Source organism: Pseudanabaena sp. PCC 7367 (assembly GCF_000317065.1).
GTDB lineage: Bacteria > Cyanobacteriota > Cyanobacteriia > Pseudanabaenales > Pseudanabaenaceae > Thalassoporum > Thalassoporum mexicanum.
Map to the genome: position 1 here is coordinate 38,765 of NC_019690.1, position 24,647 is coordinate 63,411.

The 24,647-nt window shown below is 45.0% G+C and carries 14 protein-coding genes and 1 pseudogene; 13 read left to right on the forward strand and 2 right to left on the reverse strand.

All coding sequences use genetic code 11. The features are described 5' to 3' along the window. Positions 1-85 precede the first annotated feature (85 nt). The 8 genes from istA (PSE7367_RS21345) (at position 86) to dcm (ending at position 6,716) form a co-directional block, all read left to right on the forward strand. A complete protein-coding gene (istA, locus tag PSE7367_RS21345; RefSeq protein WP_015146090.1) occupies positions 86-1,774 on the forward strand; it encodes an IS21 family transposase in 1,689 nt (562 codons plus the stop codon). Continuing rightward, complete coding sequence (gene istB, locus PSE7367_RS18530; protein ID WP_041699222.1) at positions 1,662-2,339, forward strand: IS21-like element helper ATPase IstB; 678 nt, start codon at positions 1,662-1,664, stop codon at positions 2,337-2,339. The genes istA (PSE7367_RS21345) and istB (PSE7367_RS18530) overlap by 113 nt, the downstream gene beginning before the upstream one ends. A 152-nt stretch (positions 2,340-2,491) precedes the next feature. Next, positions 2,492-2,818 (forward strand): type II toxin-antitoxin system RelE/ParE family toxin, encoded by a 327-nt coding sequence (locus tag PSE7367_RS18535; RefSeq protein ID WP_015146092.1) that lies wholly within the window; start codon positions 2,492-2,494, stop codon positions 2,816-2,818. Further along, a complete protein-coding gene (locus PSE7367_RS18540) occupies positions 2,808-3,125 on the forward strand; it encodes a helix-turn-helix domain-containing protein (protein ID WP_015146093.1) in 318 nt (105 codons plus the stop codon). Before PSE7367_RS18535 ends, PSE7367_RS18540 begins: the two co-directional genes overlap by 11 nt. A gap of 361 nt (positions 3,126-3,486) precedes the next feature. Further along, positions 3,487-4,293, forward strand: a complete 807-nt coding sequence (locus tag PSE7367_RS18545; RefSeq protein WP_015146094.1) for a ParA family protein — start codon at positions 3,487-3,489, stop codon at positions 4,291-4,293. Continuing rightward, entirely contained in the window at positions 4,290-4,691 is a 402-nt protein-coding gene (locus PSE7367_RS18550) for a hypothetical protein (RefSeq protein ID WP_015146095.1), read from the forward strand. Before PSE7367_RS18545 ends, PSE7367_RS18550 begins: the two co-directional genes overlap by 4 nt. A gap of 32 nt (positions 4,692-4,723) precedes the next feature. Then, positions 4,724-5,104, forward strand: coding sequence for a four helix bundle protein (locus tag PSE7367_RS18555; protein ID WP_015146096.1), 381 nt, complete (start codon positions 4,724-4,726; stop codon positions 5,102-5,104). A gap of 382 nt (positions 5,105-5,486) precedes the next feature. Beyond that, the gene (dcm, locus tag PSE7367_RS18560) at positions 5,487-6,716 is read left to right on the forward strand and encodes a DNA (cytosine-5-)-methyltransferase (protein WP_071881412.1); all 1,230 of its coding nucleotides are present in this window, start codon (positions 5,487-5,489) and stop codon (positions 6,714-6,716) included. Between the two features lie 197 nt (positions 6,717-6,913). On the opposite strand, the gene ltrA is transcribed toward dcm, so the two are convergent. Beyond that, positions 6,914-8,479, reverse strand: a complete 1,566-nt coding sequence (gene ltrA / locus PSE7367_RS18565; RefSeq protein ID WP_413773418.1) for a group II intron reverse transcriptase/maturase — start codon at positions 8,477-8,479, stop codon at positions 6,914-6,916. Between the two features lie 1,312 nt (positions 8,480-9,791). Between ltrA and PSE7367_RS20830 the strand changes: the two genes are divergently transcribed. The 5 genes from PSE7367_RS20830 (at position 9,792) to istB (PSE7367_RS18590) (ending at position 23,526) form a co-directional block, all read left to right on the forward strand. Continuing rightward, entirely contained in the window at positions 9,792-19,025 is a 9,234-nt protein-coding gene (locus PSE7367_RS20830) for an FG-GAP-like repeat-containing protein (protein ID WP_015146101.1), read from the forward strand. A 59-nt stretch (positions 19,026-19,084) separates the two neighbouring features. After that, positions 19,085-20,059 (forward strand): formylglycine-generating enzyme family protein, encoded by a 975-nt coding sequence (locus PSE7367_RS18575; RefSeq protein WP_015146102.1) that lies wholly within the window; start codon positions 19,085-19,087, stop codon positions 20,057-20,059. Between the two features lie 325 nt (positions 20,060-20,384). Next, complete coding sequence (locus PSE7367_RS18580; protein ID WP_015146103.1) at positions 20,385-20,993, forward strand: site-specific integrase; 609 nt, start codon at positions 20,385-20,387, stop codon at positions 20,991-20,993. 279 nt (positions 20,994-21,272) lie between these two features. Next, positions 21,273-22,961 (forward strand): IS21 family transposase, encoded by a 1,689-nt coding sequence (istA, locus tag PSE7367_RS21350; protein ID WP_015146090.1) that lies wholly within the window; start codon positions 21,273-21,275, stop codon positions 22,959-22,961. Then, positions 22,849-23,526 (forward strand): IS21-like element helper ATPase IstB, encoded by a 678-nt coding sequence (gene istB / locus PSE7367_RS18590; protein WP_041699222.1) that lies wholly within the window; start codon positions 22,849-22,851, stop codon positions 23,524-23,526. Before istA (PSE7367_RS21350) ends, istB (PSE7367_RS18590) begins: the two co-directional genes overlap by 113 nt. 178 nt (positions 23,527-23,704) lie before the next feature. Here istB (PSE7367_RS18590) and PSE7367_RS18595 read toward each other — a convergent pair. Then, positions 23,705-24,634, reverse strand: a pseudogene (locus PSE7367_RS18595) (vanadium-dependent haloperoxidase); the annotation flags it as partial. Between the last annotated feature and the right edge of the window lie 13 nt (positions 24,635-24,647).

Sequence of the window (24,647 nt, forward strand, 5' to 3'; positions counted from 1 at the left end):
TAGGCGTCAACTAGAAAAAAAGAGATCAAAACGGGAAAAAAGAAAGACACTAAAGACGTTCAAACAGGAAAGTGGAACGTCAGCAGTGTCAGGTCAATATATAAAACAATATCAAGTGCAAGTGTACAAGAAAGCACGAGAGGTCGGCTGCAATCAAAATGAGTCAGCCGAGATTGCCGGCATATCAGTCCGTAGCGGCAGCCGTATTGAGCAAGGCAAACACCAGCCCAAGAGTAAAGGTGAGCGAGATTGGCGCACCCGCCGAGATCCGCTATCAGGAGTGTGGGAGGAAGAGCTAGAGCCAATGCTTCGACGTGAGCCTCGTCTAGAGGCGATGACATTGTATGAATATCTAGCCGAGCATTATCCAGGCCAATATGAGCAACAATTGCGTACCTTACAAAGGCGAGTGCAGGTATGGAAAAGTATCCATGGCAAACCGCAGGAGGTAATGTTTGAGATCCGCCATCAGCCCGGCGAAATGGGTCTATCAGATTTTACCGAGCTCAAACAGGTGGAAGTTACCATCAAAGGGAAACAATATGAGCACCTGCTGTACCACTACCGTCTGGCCTACAGTGGCTGGCAATATGTGCAGGTAATCGAGGGTGGCGAGAGCTTTATCGGCTTGTCTGAAGGATTACAGAATGCGCTGCATGCCTGTGGTGGTGTACCAAAGCAGCATCGCACCGATAATTTGAGTGCTGCCTATCGGAATATGGCGGGCAAACGGCATAAACCACTAACCCAATTCTATGCCGAGCTATGTGAACACTATGGCATGAGTCCAAGTCGCAATAACCCAGGCGTGGCTCATGAAAATGGCTCCATCGAATCTCCCCATGGACATTTCAAGCGCCGGTTGCGCCAAGCTCTGTATTTGCGTGGCAGCTTTGAGTTTGAGTCAGTGAGTGCATATCAAGAATTTATCGAGCAGGTGGTTGCCAAGCTCAATTGTAAATGCAGCGCCAAGTTTGCCGAGGAAAAAGTAACCCTACAACCACTACCGAGATATCGCTGTGCCGATTACGAAGAATTGACGGTGCGGGTGACCTGCCACAGCACCATTTCGGTGCGCTGCATTCTTTACACGGTGCCATCAAGACTGATTGGCAGGCAGCTGAATATTCATATCTATCACAACCGCCTGGTCGGTTATTTGGGGCAGCAACAAGTGGTGGAACTACCCCGTTTGCGAGTACATGGGTCAGCCAAAATCCGCCGTGCTCGCTGTATTAACTACCGCCATGTAATTGATAGCCTCAGGCGTAAACCCCGTGCCTTTATTTACTGCACCTGGCAGCAAGACCTATTGCCTAATCAACAATGGCGGCAGCTGTGGCAGAGGTTACAGGCTGATTTTGAAATCGATAATGCAGCGCGCATCATGGTTGAAGCCCTCTATATTGCTGCCAAGCACGATAGAGAAACTACAGTGGCCGACTATCTTGAAACCCAACTGCAGCAGGGCACTCTCAGCCTGAAGGCTCTACAGCAACAGTTCCTACTACCCCAGCAGCAATTGAGCGTACCTCAACTAAACGTACAACAACATTCGCTTTCAGCCTATGACCAACTCCTCGAAACCAAACCCGAACAATACTCTGAGCCTGATACTCAAACAGCTACGACTCTCGCACATGCTCCAACATTGGCAGACTATCGAGCAGAAGGCCACCCAACAGCATTGGGCTTACGACCGGTTCTTGCTCGCTCTGTGCGAATTGGAACTGGATTATCGCCAACAGAATCGGATCAAACGAGCTCTCGCTGAGGCTAAATTACCTACTGGTAAAAGCTTTACCTCTTTCGATTTTGAACATTGCCCTAGTTTCAAATCAGCGCCACTGATCCAACTGGCACAAGATACGGCCTGGTTGGATAGGGCCGAAAACTGCTTGCTATTTGGACCTTCCGGGGTCGGTAAAACTCATCTTGCTGCTGCGCTCGGGCGCTCGATGATTGAAATGGGCAAACGGGTTAAGTTCTTCTCGGCCTATGCTTTGCTACAACATCTACAGCAAGCCAAACTACAACTTCAGCTTGCCTCTATCCTTGCCAAACTTGACCGCTTTGATTTACTCATTATTGATGATCTTGGCTATGTCAAAAAATCTGAGGCTGAAACTTCCGTCCTGTTTGAGCTGATTGCTCATCGTTATGAACGCAAAAGCCTCATCATTACTGCTAATCAGCCTTTCTCGCAATGGGATCACATCTTTGCCGATGACATGATGACTGTTGCTGCCGTTGACCGCCTCATTCATCATGCTCTCATTGTTGAAATTCATGCTGATAGTTTCCGTAAACGCAACGCTGTTGAGCGCTCGCAAAAATAATAATCGCTATCAATCCGAATCTTACTGCTCCTTGAGGTTCAACATATGCAGTTCCTTTCAGCTTAGTTTTAGTTGTCATTTGCACACGTCATTTACATCCGCTATTTGCCAAGTAATTGACGCCGTCGAAATTGGTAATTGACATTTAACAGATGGGGGACTCCAGAAAAAGGCTCAAAGAGTTTCCTAAGGATGTTCAGGTCACCATGGGCGGTGCATTGATGATTGCCCAGTATGGGGGCATGGCTGATAATGTTAAGCCACTCAAAGGTTTTGGCAGTGGTGTATTTGAGATTGTCGATCGCTATGACAAAAATGCTTATCGGTTGGTCTATGCCGTCCAAATTGGTGAGCAGATATATGTTTTACATGCTTTTCAGAAAAAGTCAAAGCAAGGCATATCAACGCCAAAAGCAGATTTGGATCTGATTAAACGCCGTTACAAGGATGCACAGGAGGCCGCAAAACATGACCGTTGATTATGAAACCAGCAGTGGCAATGTTTTTGCCGATCTTGGCCTCGATAATGCCGATGAGTTGTTCATCCGTGCTCAGCTTGGAATTCAGGTGTTTAAAATTATCCGCGAGCGTAATCTCACCCAGAAAGATGCTGCAGAGCTCCTGGGCATTAAACAGCCTGAGGTTTCAGCAATTATGTGTGGCAAATTCGATCGCTTTAGCCAGGAAAGACTTATTGGCTTTCTAAACCGGTTAGAGCAGAAAGTAGTAATCCAAGTCAGCCCGCATCTAGAGGGGGAACCTTATCAACATGTTGCCATCTCGTAAGTGCATGAAATGAAAAGTCTACTTAGCTTTGGAAAGAAAAGCAAGCAGGTTTATCCTTAATCATATTTGCAGCAAGTATGGCAGCAAAGAATGATTGCACCAATATAGCTTGCCTTACAACTACAATCACATAAATGAGGTATGCTTCCATATAACTATGCCACCATTTATATATACCTCTATTAAGGCATACTTTAATAGAAAGATAGATATATTTTTCTATTGAGGTATATGTCTATTATGCAATTCATCTAATCCCCGATTTTGCTATTGCAAAGTGGTTTGATAGATATATAAATCACTAGATCCATTACGGCTTTAATGTGGTAGATTTTTCCGATATTTCTAAAGGCAGCCAACTATGAAAATAATTACCTCTACCAGTTTGAGCGGTGGTCAGGGCAAAACAACTACAGTTTTCTTTCTGGGCAAAATGTTAGCTCATAAGGGATACAAAGTTTTGTTTGTAGACTCAGATCCCCAAGCTAACTTGACATTTTTTCTGGGTCATGAAATCGGCCCAACTGATGCAACTATTCTTGAAGTGATTATAGAAAATGTCCCTGTTGGAATAAGAGAAACAATTACAGTAACGCCAGAGGATGGAATTCGAGAGTTAACAACCGTAGAAGGAGGATGGATTATTCCTGCCAGCAACGCATTAGAAAGGGCTCAAACCTACTTATCGCAATCTGGAGTAGATCCATCAAGTCAACTGAAAGAAAGACTCAACAAGGTATCTGACATATTTGATTTCTGCTTGATCGACTCTCCACCTCAAAGAAGCCATCTCTCGGTGGCCTGCATAGGAGCAGCAGATTCAATCATCATTCCTGCAGAAGCTCAGGTTAAGGGAGTCGGTAGTGTCGATCGGACTGTTTCTTTAATCCGGGAAATGAAAAGGAAAAATGCTTGCAGCGCCAATATCTTGTGCATACTGCCATTTCGCGATCGCTGGGTAGGTTATAACCGGACTGGTGAAAGTGAAGAGAGTATTAATGTGATGAAGGAATTTGGCGAAGAAGTCCTTTCAGCAACAATTCGCGAGTCAGAGCAATATAAGAAAGCCCTGAATCAAGGTATGTTATTGGATGAAATTGGTTATCCACAATTGGCATATCCGTTTGAACTTATCATTGAAAAATTGCAAGTAAAAGTAGCCGCATGAAAGCTATAGACAGACTAAAAAATAGAAAACCGCAAGAGGTACCTGAGCAAAGCGACATAGTTTTAGACGCTGTCTTCGACAGCAACTCTCAAACTACCAAAGTCAGCAATCTCCCATCTCAGCCTCCCGTGCGTGGGCTAATTGAAACTACTAAAACCAGCATTAGGCTTGAGAAAGAGCTATATCACGAAATTGAAATGTTTTGCACAGACAAAAATATTACAAAAGAAACTTTATTTGAAGCTCTATTCATTCAGGCAAGAAATAATCGGCAACTAGAAGCAGCTGTTGATGATGCGACACAAAGACGTGCGGATCGTAAGGCTGCTGGTAAAACCAGAACACAAATGACTCATGCCGCAAACCTAAACAATCAAAATGCTGACAGCAGGGTGTAAGCGAGAAAAATATATAGAAGGAATTAATTTAATTGTCTGGTTTCTTAGAATTGGAGATTTATCAGTTAGCTGAGAGGCTTGCCAATGCCGTGTGTAATGCTGTTAGTAGCTGGGAAAACTTCCACAAATATAGTCTTGGTCAGCAAATGGTGCGATCGGCTGATAGCATTGGCGCGAATATTGCTGAAGGCTATGGACGTCATTCATTGGCAGATCAAGCGCGGTTTGTAGTGATCGCCCGTGGCTCTTTGTATGAAACGATGCATTGGTATCGGTTGGGATGTGATCGCCAGCTATGGGAAGGGGAGGAGCAGAGAGCATTGCAAGAGATGTTGGATGAATTAGCACCACGATTGAACGCATATCTGCGATCGTTTCATCGGCGGATGGCTCAAGCTAAGCAGGTGCGGTGATTTAAGCCATGAGATAAGCCACCAGGGCAACCAGACTGGCTAAGCGTAAACGGGCTTTTTAGACACATAGCCCATGACGGCAACACCTGCAAGGATGAGACCAAGTGGAGTAGGGGCAAAGGTCATCACGGGGCTAGTCACTACGGATAAAAGTGTTTCGATAATCATTGAATAAACCTCCTGAGTTGACGTTGTTGATAAACAAGGCTCTGCAGTCCGAATTGGTGTAAAAAGTCTTGTCAAACCCCTACACGGTTATGCGGGCGGGGGCTTGCACAAGGCTGGCCAATCGGCCAGATTGATGCCTTTGTTGACAACGGGCAATGGAGGTTGGTGGTCAGTGGTTAGATCGAATGGGTTTATCTAAATATTGGTCGAGACTATGTTTAGCTGCCTAGACTTGTTTGCTGGTTGTGGTGGTATGGCATTGGGTTTAAAGCGTTCTGGCTTTGACCATGCTTGCTTAGTTGAGATTGATCGCCAAGCTGCCCAAACCCTCAGAGCCAATTTCGACCCAGCCACGATCGTTGAAGCCGATATCATCAAACTGAATAGGGAAGGGTACTTTGCTCAATTCAGGGGGCAGATCGATCTACTCTCTGCTGGCCCACCATGTCAATCTTTCAGCTATGCTGGCAATCAAAGGGGGCTTGATGATAGTCGGGGGCAACTTGTCTATGAAACTCTCAAGACTATCGAGCAAGTGCAACCCAAGATGGTCTTAATCGAAAATGTGAAGCACTTATCTACGATCAACAGTGGCAAGGTGTTGAAGGCTATTTTAGGCAGGCTCCATTCACTCCGATATAGAACCCAATGGCAGATCTTGAATGCTAATGATTATGGTGTGGCTCAAAACCGGCAACGTTTAATCATTCTGGCTACTAGAAAGGGTTGGCGGATCAAGCTTAGGTATCCTGCCAAATATGCATATAAACCGGTATTGAGGGATGCTTTGCACGGCTGTCCAGCCAGTGATGGTGCTCAATATTCGACTGAGAAAGCAAAAGTGCTTGATTTAGTGCCACCGGGTGGCTGCTGGCAAGCTCTACCTGGTGATATCCAGAAGCAATATATGGGTAAGAGCTTTGATGCTGAGGGTGGCAAGAGAGGTATGGCCAGGCGCTTAGCTTGGCATGAACCATCTCTGACGCTGCTTTGCTCGCCTGCGCAAAAGCAAACGGAGCGATGCCATCCTGATTACACCAGACCTTTGACGGTCAGGGAGTATGCCAGAATCCAGGGGTTTCCTGATAGTTTTGTGTTTACTGGATCTGTGTGTTCTAGGTACAGGCAGATTGGTAATGCGGTACCGGTTGATTTAGCAGAAGCGATCGGTAAGAGCATTATCAGTGCAATCACAGGCATAGAATGCAAATACTGCCATTCAAAGCATGTGCTCCATAATGGTCGTCGCCGTGGCAAGCAAAATTATCATTGCCAGGATTGCGATCGCCAATTCATCGATTCTTATTCACCCAATGGTTATACCGATGAAGTGAAGCAGCAATGTCTGCATCTTTATGCTAAGGGTATGGGTTTTCGGGCGATCGAACGGCTTACTGGCGTGGGTCACAATAGCATCATCAACTGGGTTAAAAAGCTGGGGTAGGGAGTGTTATTTTTCCGCTTTCCATCCCGCATTTGTGCAGTGTCAATAGAGGCAATCTTCAAATCAGATTGCTGGCATGTTAGCTGGGTAGCTCATGAGGTCGTTAAACTCAGCAGGGCAGTCACCCACCCTGCTGGTCTGCAAAACCGCGCATGAAAGTTTGCCCTTCACGCGGCTCCTCAACAGCCTGGTGCTTGTCATACACATCTCGCATGAATCTGGTGGTGGCAATGTCGATGTATTAGAGCCAGATTATCTTGCCTGTAATTGTTTTGGTTTTTATCCATATGGTGGACTTCCATAAGATCATCTGGTAGGAAGTACAGTCCGCAATGTTTGCATCGTCCCACCTGGCTTTTCAACAATCTTGCAACAGTTGGTTTTACCATTGGGTAATGCCCTACTCTTTGGCTCCAGTAGCTCCAATCACCGTCAAAAGGACTTCGACTTCCTTTTACCTTAACGTGACGTTTAATCGACGTTTGTGTATGTTTGAATAACCGGATTGAATCCGGTTCATTCCGGGAAGCAAAGACCCAACCTTCTCTGGTGCCAATAAGCCAATACTTATGAGCAATCCATTGCCGGCTTTTATGAGAGTGACGGCGACGTGCCCAAGCCCAAAGTTTGAGGTAAACCAATCTATCCATCGAAGTGTAAGTTGTCGTGCTACAGACATTTGAGTAATAGTTAGCCCAGCCCCGAATAATCGGGTTTAAGTGGTCGATTAGGTCAGCTTGAGATACTGCCCTATGGCTTTTGACTAATGCTCGGATACGACGATAGTGCCTGGCTTGAGCCTCCCGGCTTGGTTTAATGATGGTTTTGAAACCTTGCTTAGAGTGAGTTTTACCCACCAGGTATTGGCGTACCTCATACCCTAGAAAATCAAACCCTACCCGTCCCTCGTAAAGAACTAAGGTGTGAGTGATTCTGGTTTTGCTAGGTTTCAACTCCAAACCCATACCACTTAGCCATTCTGAGAGAAACTGTTGACTGGTTTGCACCACAGCAAGGTCTTTGTGTATAACCACCAGATCATCAGCATAACGAACAAGCTTGGGGCATTGATCGCTTGGGAATGCTTTCTGGATAGCTACTTCCATGCCGTGGAGTGCTACATTTGCCAACAATGGTGAGAGCACCGATCCTTGAGCAGCTCCAGTAGGAGTTGCCTGGAATTGGCCTCCATCCATCACACCAGCCTTTAACCAGGCTCGAATTTGTCGAGTTAGACTGGGACTGGTGTTGAGTTTCTCACACAGAGCTTGATGATTAATTCTGTCAAAGCATTTGGCCACGTCTGTTTCCAGTACATATTTAGGCTGTTGCTTAATTGACAGAAAAATCGCCCCGATCGCATCGCGGCATGAGCGTCCTGGCCTAAATCCATATGAGTTAGGCTCAAACTTTGCCTCCCATTCTGGTTCAAGTGCCTGTTTGACTAGCGCTTGTAGGGCGCGGTCGTACATGGTGGGTATAGATAGCGGCCTTTGTTCAGCGCTACCAGGTTTGGGTATCCAAACCCGTCGGCTGGGAGCCGCCTTGTCTCCAAGTTGGAGGCAACCCACCAAAGCCAATCTAGCTGATGGTGAGAGAGATGCCAGACCATCAATGCCTGCCGTCTTCTTACCCCAGTTATCTTGAGTGACTCGTCGTACCGCCAAACATTTGGCATACCAGGACTTCATCATTAATCGCTGGAGTTTACGAACTGCCTTAACATCGCCACGCAGCGAGGCTTGGTAGATGCGCCTTTGCAACTTGAAAACCTTCCGGGTTAGCTTGCGCCAAGGGATTGTTTTCCATTCATACGTAGTCGTTAACTCGCTCATGACTTGTTAATTGCTACTAGTGCCTTTACCTGCCAGACTGTCGTGCCTCTGTCAGCCTATCCTCTAGCTTTCCTAGAGGCATTTGCTTTTGAGGCAATCCTACCCACCTGTTGCTTGCGGTTGACTCCCTACTCAAGCGATCGACCGGCGCTTGAGAGCAAACAGGTAGGTTACTTCGTTCCTAGTTTCCGTTTGACGCTGAACTTAGGTTCCCACTCTCCGCCGGGTTTATGGAGGATACTTTCAGGTCAGTACCGTAGCTGCCTGACTCAATTGCCTTTCCCATTTTGGGCAAGCCATACCTCTGGATAGAGGATTAGACCCGCGTTGGCTTGTTTCCACTAACGACGGTTCAAGCGTAGATTCACAAATGTTAACCATATTCAGCTATGCTCGACGGGGTTCCCAGTCGGGCTCTGAGTTACCGCCTTCTCTCCCATGCTTACTATAATTGGTTGTCACCCCAATCATAGTGGGAGATGCTTCACTCCTGTATCAAGGAGGAATGGAATCTCACCATCACAGAAACTAAGTTGTCAAGGTTCGGTTGAGATCTCTCTCGTCTTTTTAACCTTGCCAGCCGTCCCCAGGTAAACTTACCTGTTTAGGCTGAACGAGTCGCACACGGAAATGTGGATTTGAATCCCCTCGCTCTGGAAATCGCTAAACAAGTATACAAAAGTTAAGTGTTAATGAGTAATAGCTCAATAAAGCTAGATCATGTAAATACACAGAAATTAAACAGGGTAAGCCTGCTATTTCAATTAGCTTAGGGTTGTTTATACACCAAAATATTGAATGAAGCTGACTATATTATCAGTACGATACTTGTTAGATTGATTTATATAATCTGCATATATTAGGCTAAGGCTATGTCATTCTCTACTCTTCATTGATTCAGCGTGAGACCACTTCAATTAAATAGAACTGATAAGAATAAATTTGTAGATAAATAATAAAGTCGCAAAAGTTAAACACAAAAGTACATAAATACCCAAGTTAAGCTTTGATTAAAATCCATCTAATTATTACAAAATATTATAAATGGCAGTGATTTAGCAGATGATTGTCCTGCAGGTGATATTTTTCCTAAAGAGGAGTTAGGATTCTGGTCTCTTTGGAGAGACTGAATGCTACCTGCCTTATGAAGGACTGGCCGAGCTATTTTTACTCTTGATCGAGAGTTAAAAGACTGCGCTCAAGCTATTTCAAATCTGGGTTTCATAAGAGTAGGAATGTAATGAATATCAATGCCGAAGGGTTGCAGGCCAGCACGTCTTCATTGCTTGGCTATGGAGAAGCTTTAGATCCAATCTTTGATCATCCTCTGGATTCATCAGCGATCGCCAGTCGTAGTATCACCGATCCACCATCTATATCACTTCAATCAGATGGCAGTGGTGCTGAAACAGTAATTGGCATATTCAGTGAAGGGGAATGGACTCTCTCTACTCAGGTTTTAAATCCATCATCAACGGTCTTTAACTCTGGTAGCGATTCGGTTGCTATTAGTTCAGATAGTGACCCACTCATTGGTGCAGTACCTTCGCCAACGGCAGCGATCGCTGGTACTCAGTTCTCAATCCTGGCAGAAGGGATTGTCACGATCAACGGAGGTGGCGACTTTGATGGTGTTCCTACTGACCCTGGTGATGATGCCCTAATCTATGCGGGGGATGGGTTTAATTTCAATAATGTACCGATCCTGCCTGTAGAAAGGGATGCCCAGGGTAATCCTATCCTGGATGGCCAGGGGAATGAAGTTCTTGTACCCAATGCAGTGGTGGTGGCTCCTGGATTTACCACTGCTAATGCGCCTAATAATCCCTACAGTGGTTTGATTCCACCAACTGTGGTGAGTGAGCAGATCTTGGATATTCCTGCTTTTGCTGAGATCCGAGCTCAAGAATTAGACGATCGGATTGCACCAGGTACGACCCCGATCGCATTCAATCCGAATCAAAACCCGATCAACAATGCCAACAATTGGAATAATAACTTTCCCTCTGGGGGAACAGCCGCTAATCCTATCGTCGTAGAAGTAACCAGTGGGATTAATATCCCTAATGGCGTGACGATCGAGAATACGGTAATCATTGTCAATAATGGCTCGGTTAACTTCAATGGCAATGGTCATACGCTCAACAATGTGGCGATCGTTGTTAATAATGGCGGGATTAATCTGGGCAATGTGCAGGCAAACGATAGCGCAATTCTGGCTTCCCAATCGATCAACATGAATAATGGAACTAGGTTTGGTGGTCAGAGTCTAGTAGCGACGGGTAGTCAAAATAGCATTAACTTCAATGGCGCTACTACTACCACTGGTGACAATGACTTTTTAAAGGTAATTGCCCAAGGTGATATTACCTTCAATGGTGCTGCGAATACCCGAGGTGAATTCCTCAGTGGTGGCAACTTCACTTTCAATGGTAATTCGGAGTTAATTGGTGGCATCGGTGCAAAGCAGAATATCACCTTCAATGGTGGTGCCACTGTGACAGCGGCAGATACCAATGCTCCTGACATTACTAGCGATCTGGCTAATGACACGGCGATTGGTGGTACAAATGGTGATGGGATTACTTCTGATCCAGCGATTACTGGCACAGTCACTGATGCCAATAATATAACTGGGTTCGTAGCTGGATTGAATGATACGCCGATTGCTAGCTATGTTGATATTCTCGCTGAGTTGCAAGTTGATGGCAGTTTTAACCTTTCACAAACTGTCCTAGAGCAGATTAATGGTGGGCCTTTGGCGGATGGTGTGTATGTATTGCATCTGCAGGCAACCGATGAGTTTGGGAATGTCTCGGATAGCTTTGATATTAACTTTACCCTTGATACTACGGCTCCAGCAGCACCAACGATTGGTTTAGATCCAGCCTTTGATACGGAGCCAGTGGGAGATGGGCAGACTACGTTAGACTTGGTGACGCTTACTGGCCAGAGTGAGCCGAATAGTCAGATTGAGATTGTGCAAACTGGGCAAACGGCGATCGCTGATGCCAGTGGTCTCTTCTCGATCTCCAATGTTGCTCTGGCATTAGGTGCTAATCAGTTTGATATTAAGGCGATCGATGTGGCGGGTAATGAGGTCACAATCACTGAGTCTTTCACTCGTCTGGATAATACTCCATCAGTGTCGTTTGATACGGCTTCCTTTAGTGCCACAGAAGAGGCAACGGCTACGGATGTGGTAATTCCAATTACGCTCAGTGATACACCGACGGCTGATATTACGGTGCCGATTACGGTTGATGGCACGGCGATCGCTGGTGCTAATGATGACTTTACGATTTCAGATAGTTCAATCACTTTCACCGCTGGTGCCACTGGTACGGATTTAACTCAGAATGTCACGGTCACGATTAACCCGGATGATATTCCTGAGCCCGATGAAACGGTCATTCTTGGTTTTGGTACTTTGCCTGCTGGGGTGGAGTTGGGCAGTATTGATGCCAGCACGGTGACGATCGCGGCGAATGATGCGATTCAGGGTGATACGTTGACGGTGCTGCCGGGGGCTAGCGTAGAGGTGGAGCTGAGCGATATTCTCACTACTGCGGTTAGCTTCAGCTTGCAGGATGCGGATGGTTTACCTACCGGTGAGTTGGAAGGGGATGGCACGCTAATCTTCAATCCCACTCCAGATCAGATTGGGACTTATCAATTCACAGCGGTAGGGATTGACCAGAATGGACAGGAATTTACCCAGAACTATACGCTCAATGTAGTTGCAGATCCTATAACTACTACTCGTATTTCTGGCACGATCCTCAATACCGATGAAGATGCTTTAGCCGGTTTACCAATTGAGCTTGGTGGTATTCAAACAATTACTGACAGCAATGGTGAATTTACGATCGAAGTGAGTGGACCATTACCCAGTGATACATTACGGGTATTGGGGCAGGATTTTGATGATGGAAGTGGCGATGAATATCCCTTCATTGCAGAGAAACTAGAGCTTGTTTTAGAGCATGATCCCTACATTGGCTTTAATAATATAATCGATCGGCCGATCTACCTACCGGTATTGGATACCTCCAATGCAGTTCCTATTATCCCTGGTTCTGGTACCGATGTGACTACAGACAATATACCTGGAGCATCAGTATTTGTCGCTGCAGATTCAATTGTAGATCAAGAGGGAAATCCCTTTAATGGGTCACTAAGTATTACAGAAGTACCACGGGATCTAACTCCTGCCGCACTGCCTGAGGATCTTATCCCGGATGTGGTAGTCACTATCCAACCAGGGGAGATGAATTTCACTACTCCTGCCCCCCTAACCTTGCCTAACCGAGCTGGTTATGAGGAGGGCACGGAAATGACACTATGGTCGATCAATCCAATTACTGGCGAGTTCGATGATGTGGGGGTTGGGATTGTTCAACCTGGTGATGAAGGCTCTGGTAGCGTTATTACTACTGTAAGCGGAGGTATTCGCAACAGTAGCTGGCACTTCTTGGTTCCAAGACCACCACTACCAGCTCCACCAGCTCCACCACAAGGACCAGGAGGGGTTGGTACACCAGGTAATCCGGCACTTGCTCAAGATGATGAGGCAAACTGTGGTGATGCCCAAGATTGCTCTAGAGCTAGCCAGCCTTTTACTCCGGAGGTACAGTTGTATTCTGGGGCAACAATTGAAAGACACAATCTGCCAACCTATCAATCCCTAGGCCAGGCAAGAGGTGTATCGCTAGTTTATGACTCAGTTCGGGCTGACCCACGTCCAATCGTCAACTTTGGTTATGAAGATGTCATTCGTGGCAGTAGTCAGTACCAAAGATTAGTTGCTGATCTAACAATCAAGCAAGGAGATTTTGAGTATCAAGTCCCTGGCATAGCTGATGGAGATTTTGGTCTGGATGGTGGACAGCATTTTTGGGATTTTCAAACTGGTGACGCTGTGAGTGCTGGTTTACAGGCAGATTTGAGTTCTTTATCCTCTGGCCGCTACGAATTTGAAATGAGCACTGGACTCCTATGGTCAGATGATCCTGTTAATAATGGTTTTAGTGGTTCCACATCCACCCAAACTGGCAGTTTAATCAACGTTAATCTTATAGATAGTCCATTTGGTAGTGGATGGGGAATGGCAGGCCTACAAGAGCTAGTTATCAACCCAGATGAATCTGTCCTACTAATAGATGGTGGTAGCGGTGAGCTATTATTTGAAGGGCCTGATATCTTCGGCGAGTCATATGTATCACCTCCAGGAGATTTTTCTACTCTGGTGCAGCTACCTGATGGAACCTTCCAGCGCACCATGAAAGACCAAACCGTTTATACATTTAATCCAGATAATAAGCTGGCAAGCATGGTGGATCGCAATGGAAATGCGACTAACTATACATACAACGGTTTGGGCTTATTGGATAAGATGATAGATCCAGTTGGTCTTGAAACTACTTTTACCTATGATGCTAATAACAAAGTTTCCACCATTGAAGATCCATCTGGGCGTTCTACAACACTGGAATACGATGCTGATGGCAATCTAACCAAAATCATCGATCCCGATAGTACCGAACGGTCATGGGATTATGACGATAGACATCATATAATCGCTGAGACTGATAAGCGCAATAATCGAGAGGAGACCTACTATAACTTTGCCGGTCGTGCTGATTATGCGATTACCAAAGACAATGAAAGGATAGAAGTTGAGCCTTTTCAATCCCGTGTACTAGCAGATCCCACCCAAACTGTAGATGCGCTGAATGCTCCTATAGCATCTTCTCTTGGAACAATTGAAGCTACTTATACGGATGCTAACGGCAACACTATGACAGCTTTTCTTGATCGCAGGGGGCAAATTGTGTCTGGTTTTGATCAGGAAGGTAATTTGCCATCCATTATCAGAGATGAAGATACTAATCTGGTCTCAATGGAGATCGATGCTAGAGGAAATATCAATGAGTATGAATACGATGCTAATGGCAATCCAATTACGATCGTAGATAGTTCTACTGGCTATATAGGCGAAGATTATTTCCCAAGTTCTAAGCGTTTTGAGACTGAGAAAGTATCAGATATAGCCACTGGTGATTTCAACAAGGATAGTGTACTCGATATTGTTACGACAAATACTGACGGTACAAGCCCAGGCTCTGTATCTGTATTCATCAGTAATGGGAATGGAGGATTTGAAAGTAAAACTGATTTTGGCGCAGGTGGTTCTAATCCATTTCTAGCAGAATCTGCAGTTGTTGATCTAAACGGAGATGGGAATCTCGATCTTGTTACTCCCTCCTCTGGGGGTATAAAGCTACTCTTAGGAGACGGTACCGGTAGCCTTGGCACTCCTACAAATATTCCTGTAGCAGGGACAACAAGCTACTTCCCTACTCTCACTGGCGACTTTGATAATGATAATGATGTAGATATTTTTACGTTTTATGCAGGTACAGGTGCTTTAGGAGCAATTTTACTTAATGATGGCAGTGGTAATTTCACTACTCAAGAAATTGCGAAATCTACACCAGCTAACTTCTCAATCGTTACTAAGGCCGCATTAGGTGACATCAATAATGATGGTAATTTAGATCTGGTTTTCACCCCAAACACGAGTGATGGCAATAAGCTCTATGTACGTTTAGGTAACGGAAGCGGTGGATTTAACGGCGCAAGTACGTTTAATTTCGGGGAGATTCGCCCTGGTAGAAGTCTCAAGTTTGGCGATTTCAATAATGATGGCGCTTTAGACGTTATTACAAATAGTGGCCCAACTTTTAGTACCGCTAGTGAGTTAACGGTTATCTTAGGAAATGGTAATGGTGGTTTTACCAATGCCATATCATACACACCTCAAGACTTTAACCTTAACTCATCTGGTAATTTCGATATTGGTGACATAAATTATGATGGTAACTTGGATGTAGTTACTCCAACATCAAATTTGGATGATTTGGCATTGGTGTTAGGAAATGGAGATGGAAGCTTTTCAGATTCTCTTATTCGTCCAACCAGTTTGACCAGAATCAATAACAATGGGACTGTTATACTATCCGATTTAAATGGTGATTCTGTACTTGATATAGTTGCTGTTGAAGGAGCACCTGATCAGAATGGTGCTGTTTTGCTAGGCGCTGGCTTAGATGGGCTTCGTGCTCTAGGTGGAGAAAGTGGAATTACATATGATTCCACTTTCAGTAGGCAAACTAGCTACACTGATGAACTGGGGCGACAAACCCTATACGATATTGATCCTAATAATGGAAATATGCGTTCCATGACGCGTGTGGTTAGTGGTGGTGATGACGTAGTAACTACCTACACATATACTAGCCAAGGTCAGACCGATACCATGACTGACTCATTGGGAAGAGTTACTGACTATGACTATGATAATTTTGGGAATCTAATTAAAATCACCTATGCCCAGGGTACTCCCGATGAAGCATTCGAAATGTTTGAATATGACGCTGCGGGTAATCAGACTGCCATGATCGATGAGAATGGCAATCGTACTGAGTACGAGTATGATTCGCTGAATCGTTTAATCGAAATTACTTCAGCAGATCCCGATGGCACAGGGCCCCTATCTTCTCCTGTAACCACATTTACCTATGATGCGAATGGGAATCAGCGAACCATAACCGATCCCTTAGGTCGCTTAACCACTAGTGATTACGATGATATGGATCGCCTAATTAGATTGAATGATCCTGATCCCGATGGTGCAGGGCCATTACCTTCTCCTGAAACTATATATGGTTATGATAGCCATGGAAATCAGACTTCTCTTATCGATCCACTTAACCGGGAGACCAGATTCGTTTATGACGATCGTAACAGAGTGATCGAGACGATTCTTCCTGATGGTGTGATTGAAAGGCAAGAATATGACGCAGATAATAATGTCATAGCTAGAATTGATGGTAATGATCATAGAACCGAAATGGTCTATGATCTCGAAGATCGGCCCATTTTAGAACGCGATCCCCTTGGCAATGAAACCAGATATGTATATGACGAAACAAGCCAATTGATAGCGCAAATTGACGCTAATGGCAATCGTACTGAGTTCAGCTATGACGATCGAGGAAGGCAAGTTTCTACTAAAGATGCCGAAGGGAATATCTTCTTCACTGACTATAATGATGTGGGCAATGTAATTTCTGAAAGAGATCCACTAGGCCAAATAACTACCTATGAATATGACAACCGCAATCGCACTGTTAGGGTAATTGACCCAATCAACGGCATTACTATTACAACCTATGATGATGCTAGCAACGTCACATCAATTACTGACCCTGAAGGCAATACAACCTCATATGATTATGATGGCCTTAATCGATTGGTAACGGAAACTAATCAGTTAGGCAATAGCAAGACGCATGAGTACGATCCTGTTGGTAATAGAATACGCTCTACTGATCGCAACGATAGAGTGCGTGAGTTTACCTTTGATGATTTAAACCGCATGACTGCAGAAGTTTGGCTGGATAGTGCAGCTACGCCAATTCGAACCGCAGTATTTGCTTATGACGCAGCCGATCAATTAACCAGCACTAGCGATCCAGATTCCACCTATACCTACACCTATGATCTAAGAGGTCGTCTTGATACCTCTAGTAATGCTGGTACTTCTGGTTCCCCAACAGTCATTATGAATTATGACTATGATAATGCTAGCAATCTTATTCGGGTGGAAGACTCTATTAACGGGGTACAAGCAGGGGTTACTAACTACTCTTATGATGCTGCAAATCGTCTCCTCAATATTCGACAAAGCGGTAATGGTGTAGAAAATAAGCGGGTCGAATACACTTACGATGCGGTCGGCCAGGCAGAGAGTATTAAGCGTTATTCAGATATTATTGGATCTCAACTGGTTGCTGAAACAGCCCATACCTATGATGAGCTTAATCGGCTTGAGAACATTTCTCATTCTGGCGCTGCAATGGCTTTGACCTATGACTTTACATACGATGACAATGGGCGTTTGACGAGGATTGATAACAGCATTGATGGCAGCAGCGATTTTAATTACGATGATGATGATCAGCTAACTGCTGCGGATTATTCATTCCAAGCCGATGAAAATTATTCCTATGACCAGAATGGCAATCGCACTAATGCAGGCTACCAAACTGGAGATAATAATCGATTAGAAAGTGATGGTACCTATGATTATGCATATGACAATGAAGGTAATCTGATTAGCAAAACTGATCAGATCTCTGGAGAGGTAACCGAGTACACCTGGGATTATCGCAATCGCTTAACTGGAGTGGTTGTGAAAGACAGCAGTAACAATATTATTCAGCAAAGTGACTACACTTATGATGTGTACGACCTGCGCATTGGCAAATCTGTGGACTCTGATGGAGCAGGTGCAGCACCTGCCGCTGTTACGCGCTTTATCTATGGGATGAATGACAATATTGCCCTGGAGTTTGATGGTGGTGGCACTCAAACTAATCGTTATCTTTACAGTCTGGGTGTCGATCAATTCCTAGCGGATGAGCAGCAGGCTGAAGGACGGGTGCTTTGGGCGCTGACTGATCATGTTGGTACTGTAAGAGATTTGATCGATTCTACTGGAACACAGCAAAATCATATTACCTATGATAGTTTTGGTGGATTAACCAGCCAGACTGATGCATCTGTTACCACGCGTTTTGGCTTCACTGGTCGTGAATTAGATTCTGAAACTGGTTTACACTATTATCGTGCTAGATATTTTGATTCTAATAATGGGCGCTTCATTAGTGAAGATCCGCTTGGCTACACAGCTGGTGATGCGAATCTATATCGTTACGTATTTAACAATCCCGCCATTTCAGTAGATCCGTCAGGTTTAGAAGCACTTATATATATACATAAAAATGGTAATTTTGTGGGACATGTCTCATTAGATGTAAATGGGACTGTATACACTTATGGCAGATTCGGTGAACAACCCAAAGCAGCTAGCGCTGGTATCGGAGGTGATGGTTATCTTTATAAAGTGCCTCGAGAAGAATACTTTAGACGTATTGGTAGTGGAGGGAATTTCGTGGGATCACACGATACTGTAGAGCAATGGGAACTACCTCTAACTGCATCCCAAGAGCAAGATGCCCAAAGCTACCTTGACGATCTCTACGACCAAGGCACAAATGAACGTCAGGTAGAAGATAAGCCACACATAAAGGGTAGAAGAGTAAGAGATTATAGTATCTTTACTGAAAGTTGTGTAACTATAACTATGGAAGCATTACCAGATGGCCCCCTTAAAGATGCTCTAAGGGGTCGAAATCGTACTTATGGAGGAATTGTTTTTCACCCTAATGATGTATCAGATGCTTTACGTGTTGTCCCAGGAATTAAGAGATTACCAGACAATCGTCCAGAACCTTCATCTATCGGATTAACAGAAAATGATCCAAGAAGACGTTTAAGGATCAATGCAGCTGATAGGCAGAGAGAACAGATATTACAAAATGGCGCAATTCGTCCTACACCATAAAACTAAATTTGCTTAAATTAATAATAGTTAACTCAGTCCATAATTGCTAATCATGAATTATGTTCAAGAATCACAAGACAAATCTAAAACGTCGAGATTTAATTTTTGGAGCACTTTTAGGTTGTGGACTAACATCAATATTAGCCATTAAAAGAAACAAAATATCTGCAACTAATACGTTAGCGGCAAGATTGGAGCTTAAAAGTTTCAATTTTGAAACTGTAAAGGTAAATGAGTTTGGTGAAATCATAGATACTAAGACAAGACAGGCTAAAGAATTTATCGAGGATTTAGATAAAAGTATTCAGATGGAAATGGTGGCTATAGCAGGAGGTAGCTTCACTATGGGAACATCTGAGAATGAGGAGGGCATCTGGTCAGGAGACTCATCTGAACCGCAACATGAGGTTCACATCAAACCTTTCTATATGAGTAGGTATTTGATTACCCAGGAACAGTGGCTTACAGTAATGGGTAAATTCACTGTAGATCCAAAATATAAAAATGGAAGGCTTCCAATTGCTTGGGTGGACTGGATTGATGCACAAGATTTTTGCCAAGCACTAAGCAAAATAACTGGTAAAAAGTATCGATTACCTAGTGAGGCAGAATGGGAGTATGTCTGTAGGGCAGGAACCACTACTCCATTTCATTATGGCGAAACTATCACCACCAATCTAGCAAATTATAATGGAAATTATGATGCATATGGGCAAGGCCCAAAGGGAGAGAATAGAGGAAAAGCAACTGAAGTAGGCCAATTCCCTGCTAATCCATGGGGATTGCATGATATGCATGGCAATCTTTTAGAATGGTGTGAAGATGTATGGTTCAATAGCTATTATGGAGCACCTAGCGATGGAAGTGCACGCTCTCTTATTGGCTGGAAACTAGGGAGAAATCCATATAAAGTAGTAAGAGGAGGTTCATGGATAACCGGGCCTCATAGTGCACGTTCAGCATATCGTAGTGAATATCGCTTTTATCGCAGATTGAGTCGTATTGGATTTCGTGTGGCTTGTTCTCTTTCTTGACATCAGCTATTCTCTATTCAAAGCTTTGAGAACATTTGCTTTTAGCGATCCAACTTTTACACGACCAGTGCATCACTTTCACATAAGGTTCTTAGGCGAGCGGCTAAACCTGGTCGATCATAATTCTAACTACTGACTCATCATAAATGCGATCGTCACTCATTAACTTTTGCCTAAAAGTTAATAAGTCTGTTTTTGGGGTCTAAGCAAGGGTGAGTAAGGGCTTGGCTGGGGTTTTTATGCTTAATTCAAAAGGGCTTGATTTTACGCCTCATTAAGTTTTAGTAGTATGGTGCTAAAACTTAATGAGTAACGCGAGGCCAATATGGCGATCCCAAAAGGGCAAAATCCGCACCACCCGAAACGGGGTGCATCGACAAAAGTGGAACCGATTCGCAGCAAAAAGGCGATCGATCATATTAAGAAGATTTTGAAGCCACGCGATCGGTGTCTGTTCATTCTGGGTATTAACACGGCGTACCGGGCCAATGAATTGTTATCGCTGCGGATGAGGCATGTGCGTTGGGTCGAGGTGGGGGATGTGTTGGATATTAAGCAATCGAAAACCGATCAGTATCGAATGGCGTCCCTGAATCGATCTGCCGTTGCGGCGTTGCATGAATACGTTGAATCGGCGGAATGTCAGCGGCGAGACGATGACGAGTACCTATTTCAATCGCAGCGCAGCCATGTGTTACGGGTGCCGTCGGTGGTGAATATGGTCAAGCGATGGTGCCAGGATGTGGGTCTGAAAGGTAACTATGGCAGTCATACGCTGCGCAAGACCTGGGGGTATTGGCAATATAAAAGCGGTAATGCCGAAACGTTGCCGCGATTGATGGTGGCGTTTGGTCATGCCTCACAAAAGCAAACGCTGGACTATCTGTGCATCCAAGCCGAGGATGTGAAGGCGTTGTTTGCAATGGAGTTGTAGAAATATTGGCCTTCTTTTGCCACTCTGATGGGCTGTCCATTTTTTCGAGGCAGGTCACTTGTGATATCAAATCCTGATAAACACCTATAGTAAGATGGTGGTGATGTTAGGCGACAATTACCTTGGCGTCTGGATGACGATTACTTGGCATAAAAAGATGATCGCCAGCAAGGATATGAGATCGCAAGTGGAGGTAGGCGTCAACTAGAAAAAAAGAGATCAAAACGGGAAAAAAGAAAGACACTAAAGACGTTCAAACAGGAAAGTGGAACGTCAGCAGTGTCAGGTCAATATATAAAACAATATCAAGTGCAAGTGTACAAGAAAGCACGAGAGGTCGGCTGCAATCAAAATGAGTCAGCCGAGATTGCCGGCATATCAGTCCGTAGCGGCAGCCGTATTGAGCAAGGCAAACACCAGCCCAAGAGTAAAGGTGAGCGAGATTGGCGCACCCGCCGAGATCCGCTATCAGGAGTGTGGGAGGAAGAGCTAGAGCCAATGCTTCGACGTGAGCCTCGTCTAGAGGCGATGACATTGTATGAATATCTAGCCGAGCATTATCCAGGCCAATATGAGCAACAATTGCGTACCTTACAAAGGCGAGTGCAGGTATGGAAAAGTATCCATGGCAAACCGCAGGAGGTAATGTTTGAGATCCGCCATCAGCCCGGCGAAATGGGTCTATCAGATTTTACCGAGCTCAAACAGGTGGAAGTTACCATCAAAGGGAAACAATATGAGCACCTGCTGTACCACTACCGTCTGGCCTACAGTGGCTGGCAATATGTGCAGGTAATCGAGGGTGGCGAGAGCTTTATCGGCTTGTCTGAAGGATTACAGAATGCGCTGCATGCCTGTGGTGGTGTACCAAAGCAGCATCGCACCGATAATTTGAGTGCTGCCTATCGGAATATGGCGGGCAAACGGCATAAACCACTAACCCAATTCTATGCCGAGCTATGTGAACACTATGGCATGAGTCCAAGTCGCAATAACCCAGGCGTGGCTCATGAAAATGGCTCCATCGAATCTCCCCATGGACATTTCAAGCGCCGGTTGCGCCAAGCTCTGTATTTGCGTGGCAGCTTTGAGTTTGAGTCAGTGAGTGCATATCAAGAATTTATCGAGCAGGTGGTTGCCAAGCTCAATTGTAAATGCAGCGCCAAGTTTGCCGAGGAAAAAGTAACCCTACAACCACTACCGAGATATCGCTGTGCCGATTACGAAGAATTGACGGTGCGGGTGACCTGCCACAGCACCATTTCGGTGCGCTGCATTCTTTACACGGTGCCATCAAGACTGATTGGCAGGCAGCTGAATATTCATATCTATCACAACCGCCTGGTCGGTTATTTGGGGCAGCAACAAGTGGTGGAACTACCCCGTTTGCGAGTACATGGGTCAGCCAAAATCCGCCGTGCTCGCTGTATTAACTACCGCCATGTAATTGATAGCCTCAGGCGTAAACCCCGTGCCTTTATTTACTGCACCTGGCAGCAAGACCTATTGCCTAATCAACAATGGCGGCAGCTGTGGCAGAGGTTACAGGCTGATTTTGAAATCGATAATGCAGCGCGCATCATGGTTGAAGCCCTCTATATTGCTGCCAAGCACGATAGAGAAACTACAGTGGCCGACTATCTTGAAACCCAACTGCAGCAGGGCACTCTCAGCCTGAAGGCTCTACAGCAACAGTTCCTACTACCCCAGCAGCAATTGAGCGTACCTCAACTAAACGTACAACAACATTCGCTTTCAGCCTATGACCAACTCCTCGAAACCAAACCCGAACAATACTCTGAGCCTGATACTCAAACAGCTACGACTCTCGCACATGCTCCAACATTGGCAGACTATCGAGCAGAAGGCCACCCAACAGCATTGGGCTTACGACCGGTTCTTGCTCGCTCTGTGCGAATTGGAACTGGATTATCGCCAACAGAATCGGATCAAACGAGCTCTCGCTGAGGCTAAATTACCTACTGGTAAAAGCTTTACCTCTTTCGATTTTGAACATTGCCCTAGTTTCAAATCAGCGCCACTGATCCAACTGGCACAAGATACGGCCTGGTTGGATAGGGCCGAAAACTGCTTGCTATTTGGACCTTCCGGGGTCGGTAAAACTCATCTTGCTGCTGCGCTCGGGCGCTCGATGATTGAAATGGGCAAACGGGTTAAGTTCTTCTCGGCCTATGCTTTGCTACAACATCTACAGCAAGCCAAACTACAACTTCAGCTTGCCTCTATCCTTGCCAAACTTGACCGCTTTGATTTACTCATTATTGATGATCTTGGCTATGTCAAAAAATCTGAGGCTGAAACTTCCGTCCTGTTTGAGCTGATTGCTCATCGTTATGAACGCAAAAGCCTCATCATTACTGCTAATCAGCCTTTCTCGCAATGGGATCACATCTTTGCCGATGACATGATGACTGTTGCTGCCGTTGACCGCCTCATTCATCATGCTCTCATTGTTGAAATTCATGCTGATAGTTTCCGTAAACGCAACGCTGTTGAGCGCTCGCAAAAATAATAATCGCTATCAATCCGAATCTTACTGCTCCTTGAGGTTCAACATATGCAGTTCCTTTCAGCTTAGTTTTAGTTGTCATTTGCACACGTCATTTACATCCGCTATTTGCCAAGTAATTGACGCCGTCGAAATTGGTAATTGACATTTAACAATCTCCATAACGGAGCTGAAATCACAACTAACGAGCCCCAATCCGCACTACATCACCATCAAATGTTGGCAGACTAAGCACAAAAGGATCGGTTGGATAGCATAGAGCCTGCTCTTCCAAAATACCAATGGCGATTTGCTCACCCATACGCAGACTGTCGTAGTAATCAGAATAGTAATGAACACCTGCCATATTGCGACCAATCGAAATGTTCGCCGCAAGCTTGTTTAACTCACCTTCTAGCGTAAGAAAGTCACCACCAGTAGATGGAACGAGATTCGCACCTGTGGCATCGGGAGTGTATTGAACCGCAACATCACCAGTTTGATAGAGGTCAAATACATCATTACCATTACGGCGAACAAACACAGCATCAGTATCAAAGAATGCCTTGAGAATAGTTACACACGCTCCAGCCACAGTTGCGTGACCAGCTCCATAAGAAGGGTGCATAGGCGAGCCTTCTTGAAACGCCATGGGAAGTAGAGCAGTGCCTGATGAATTGACAGCCCGAATTGCATTAATAGTAGGCGAAATGCCAGCGACAAGAGCGGAGAATACTGCCCCAATCTGTGGATAAGCAGTCTCGATCGCTGTTGCCTTCTCTAATCTCCCGGCCAGGGCTTCAGGACGTAGTCTAATATGATTATTAAACTTTTGATAACGCACTGCTTTCAGGGCACGAGTGGCAACTTCAGTCACAAGGGTTAAGATATGAGGCCCACCATATAGGGCAAAACCACCTGCCTGCCGAGGATGGGATTCAAGACCAGCAAAAAAGTTCCCCTGTATATCTAGACTGTTCAAAAAGAAGTTACCCTGACCAGAAAGGTTGGCAAAACCTTGATCGAATGGTGTCCGCATCGACAGCAAGATTAGGCAAGCATTTAGATATGCTTCGTACAGTGCATCATCATGCACATAGGTTGCCAGATCACGGGGAAATGTGATGAAACGACGGGGAGCACCA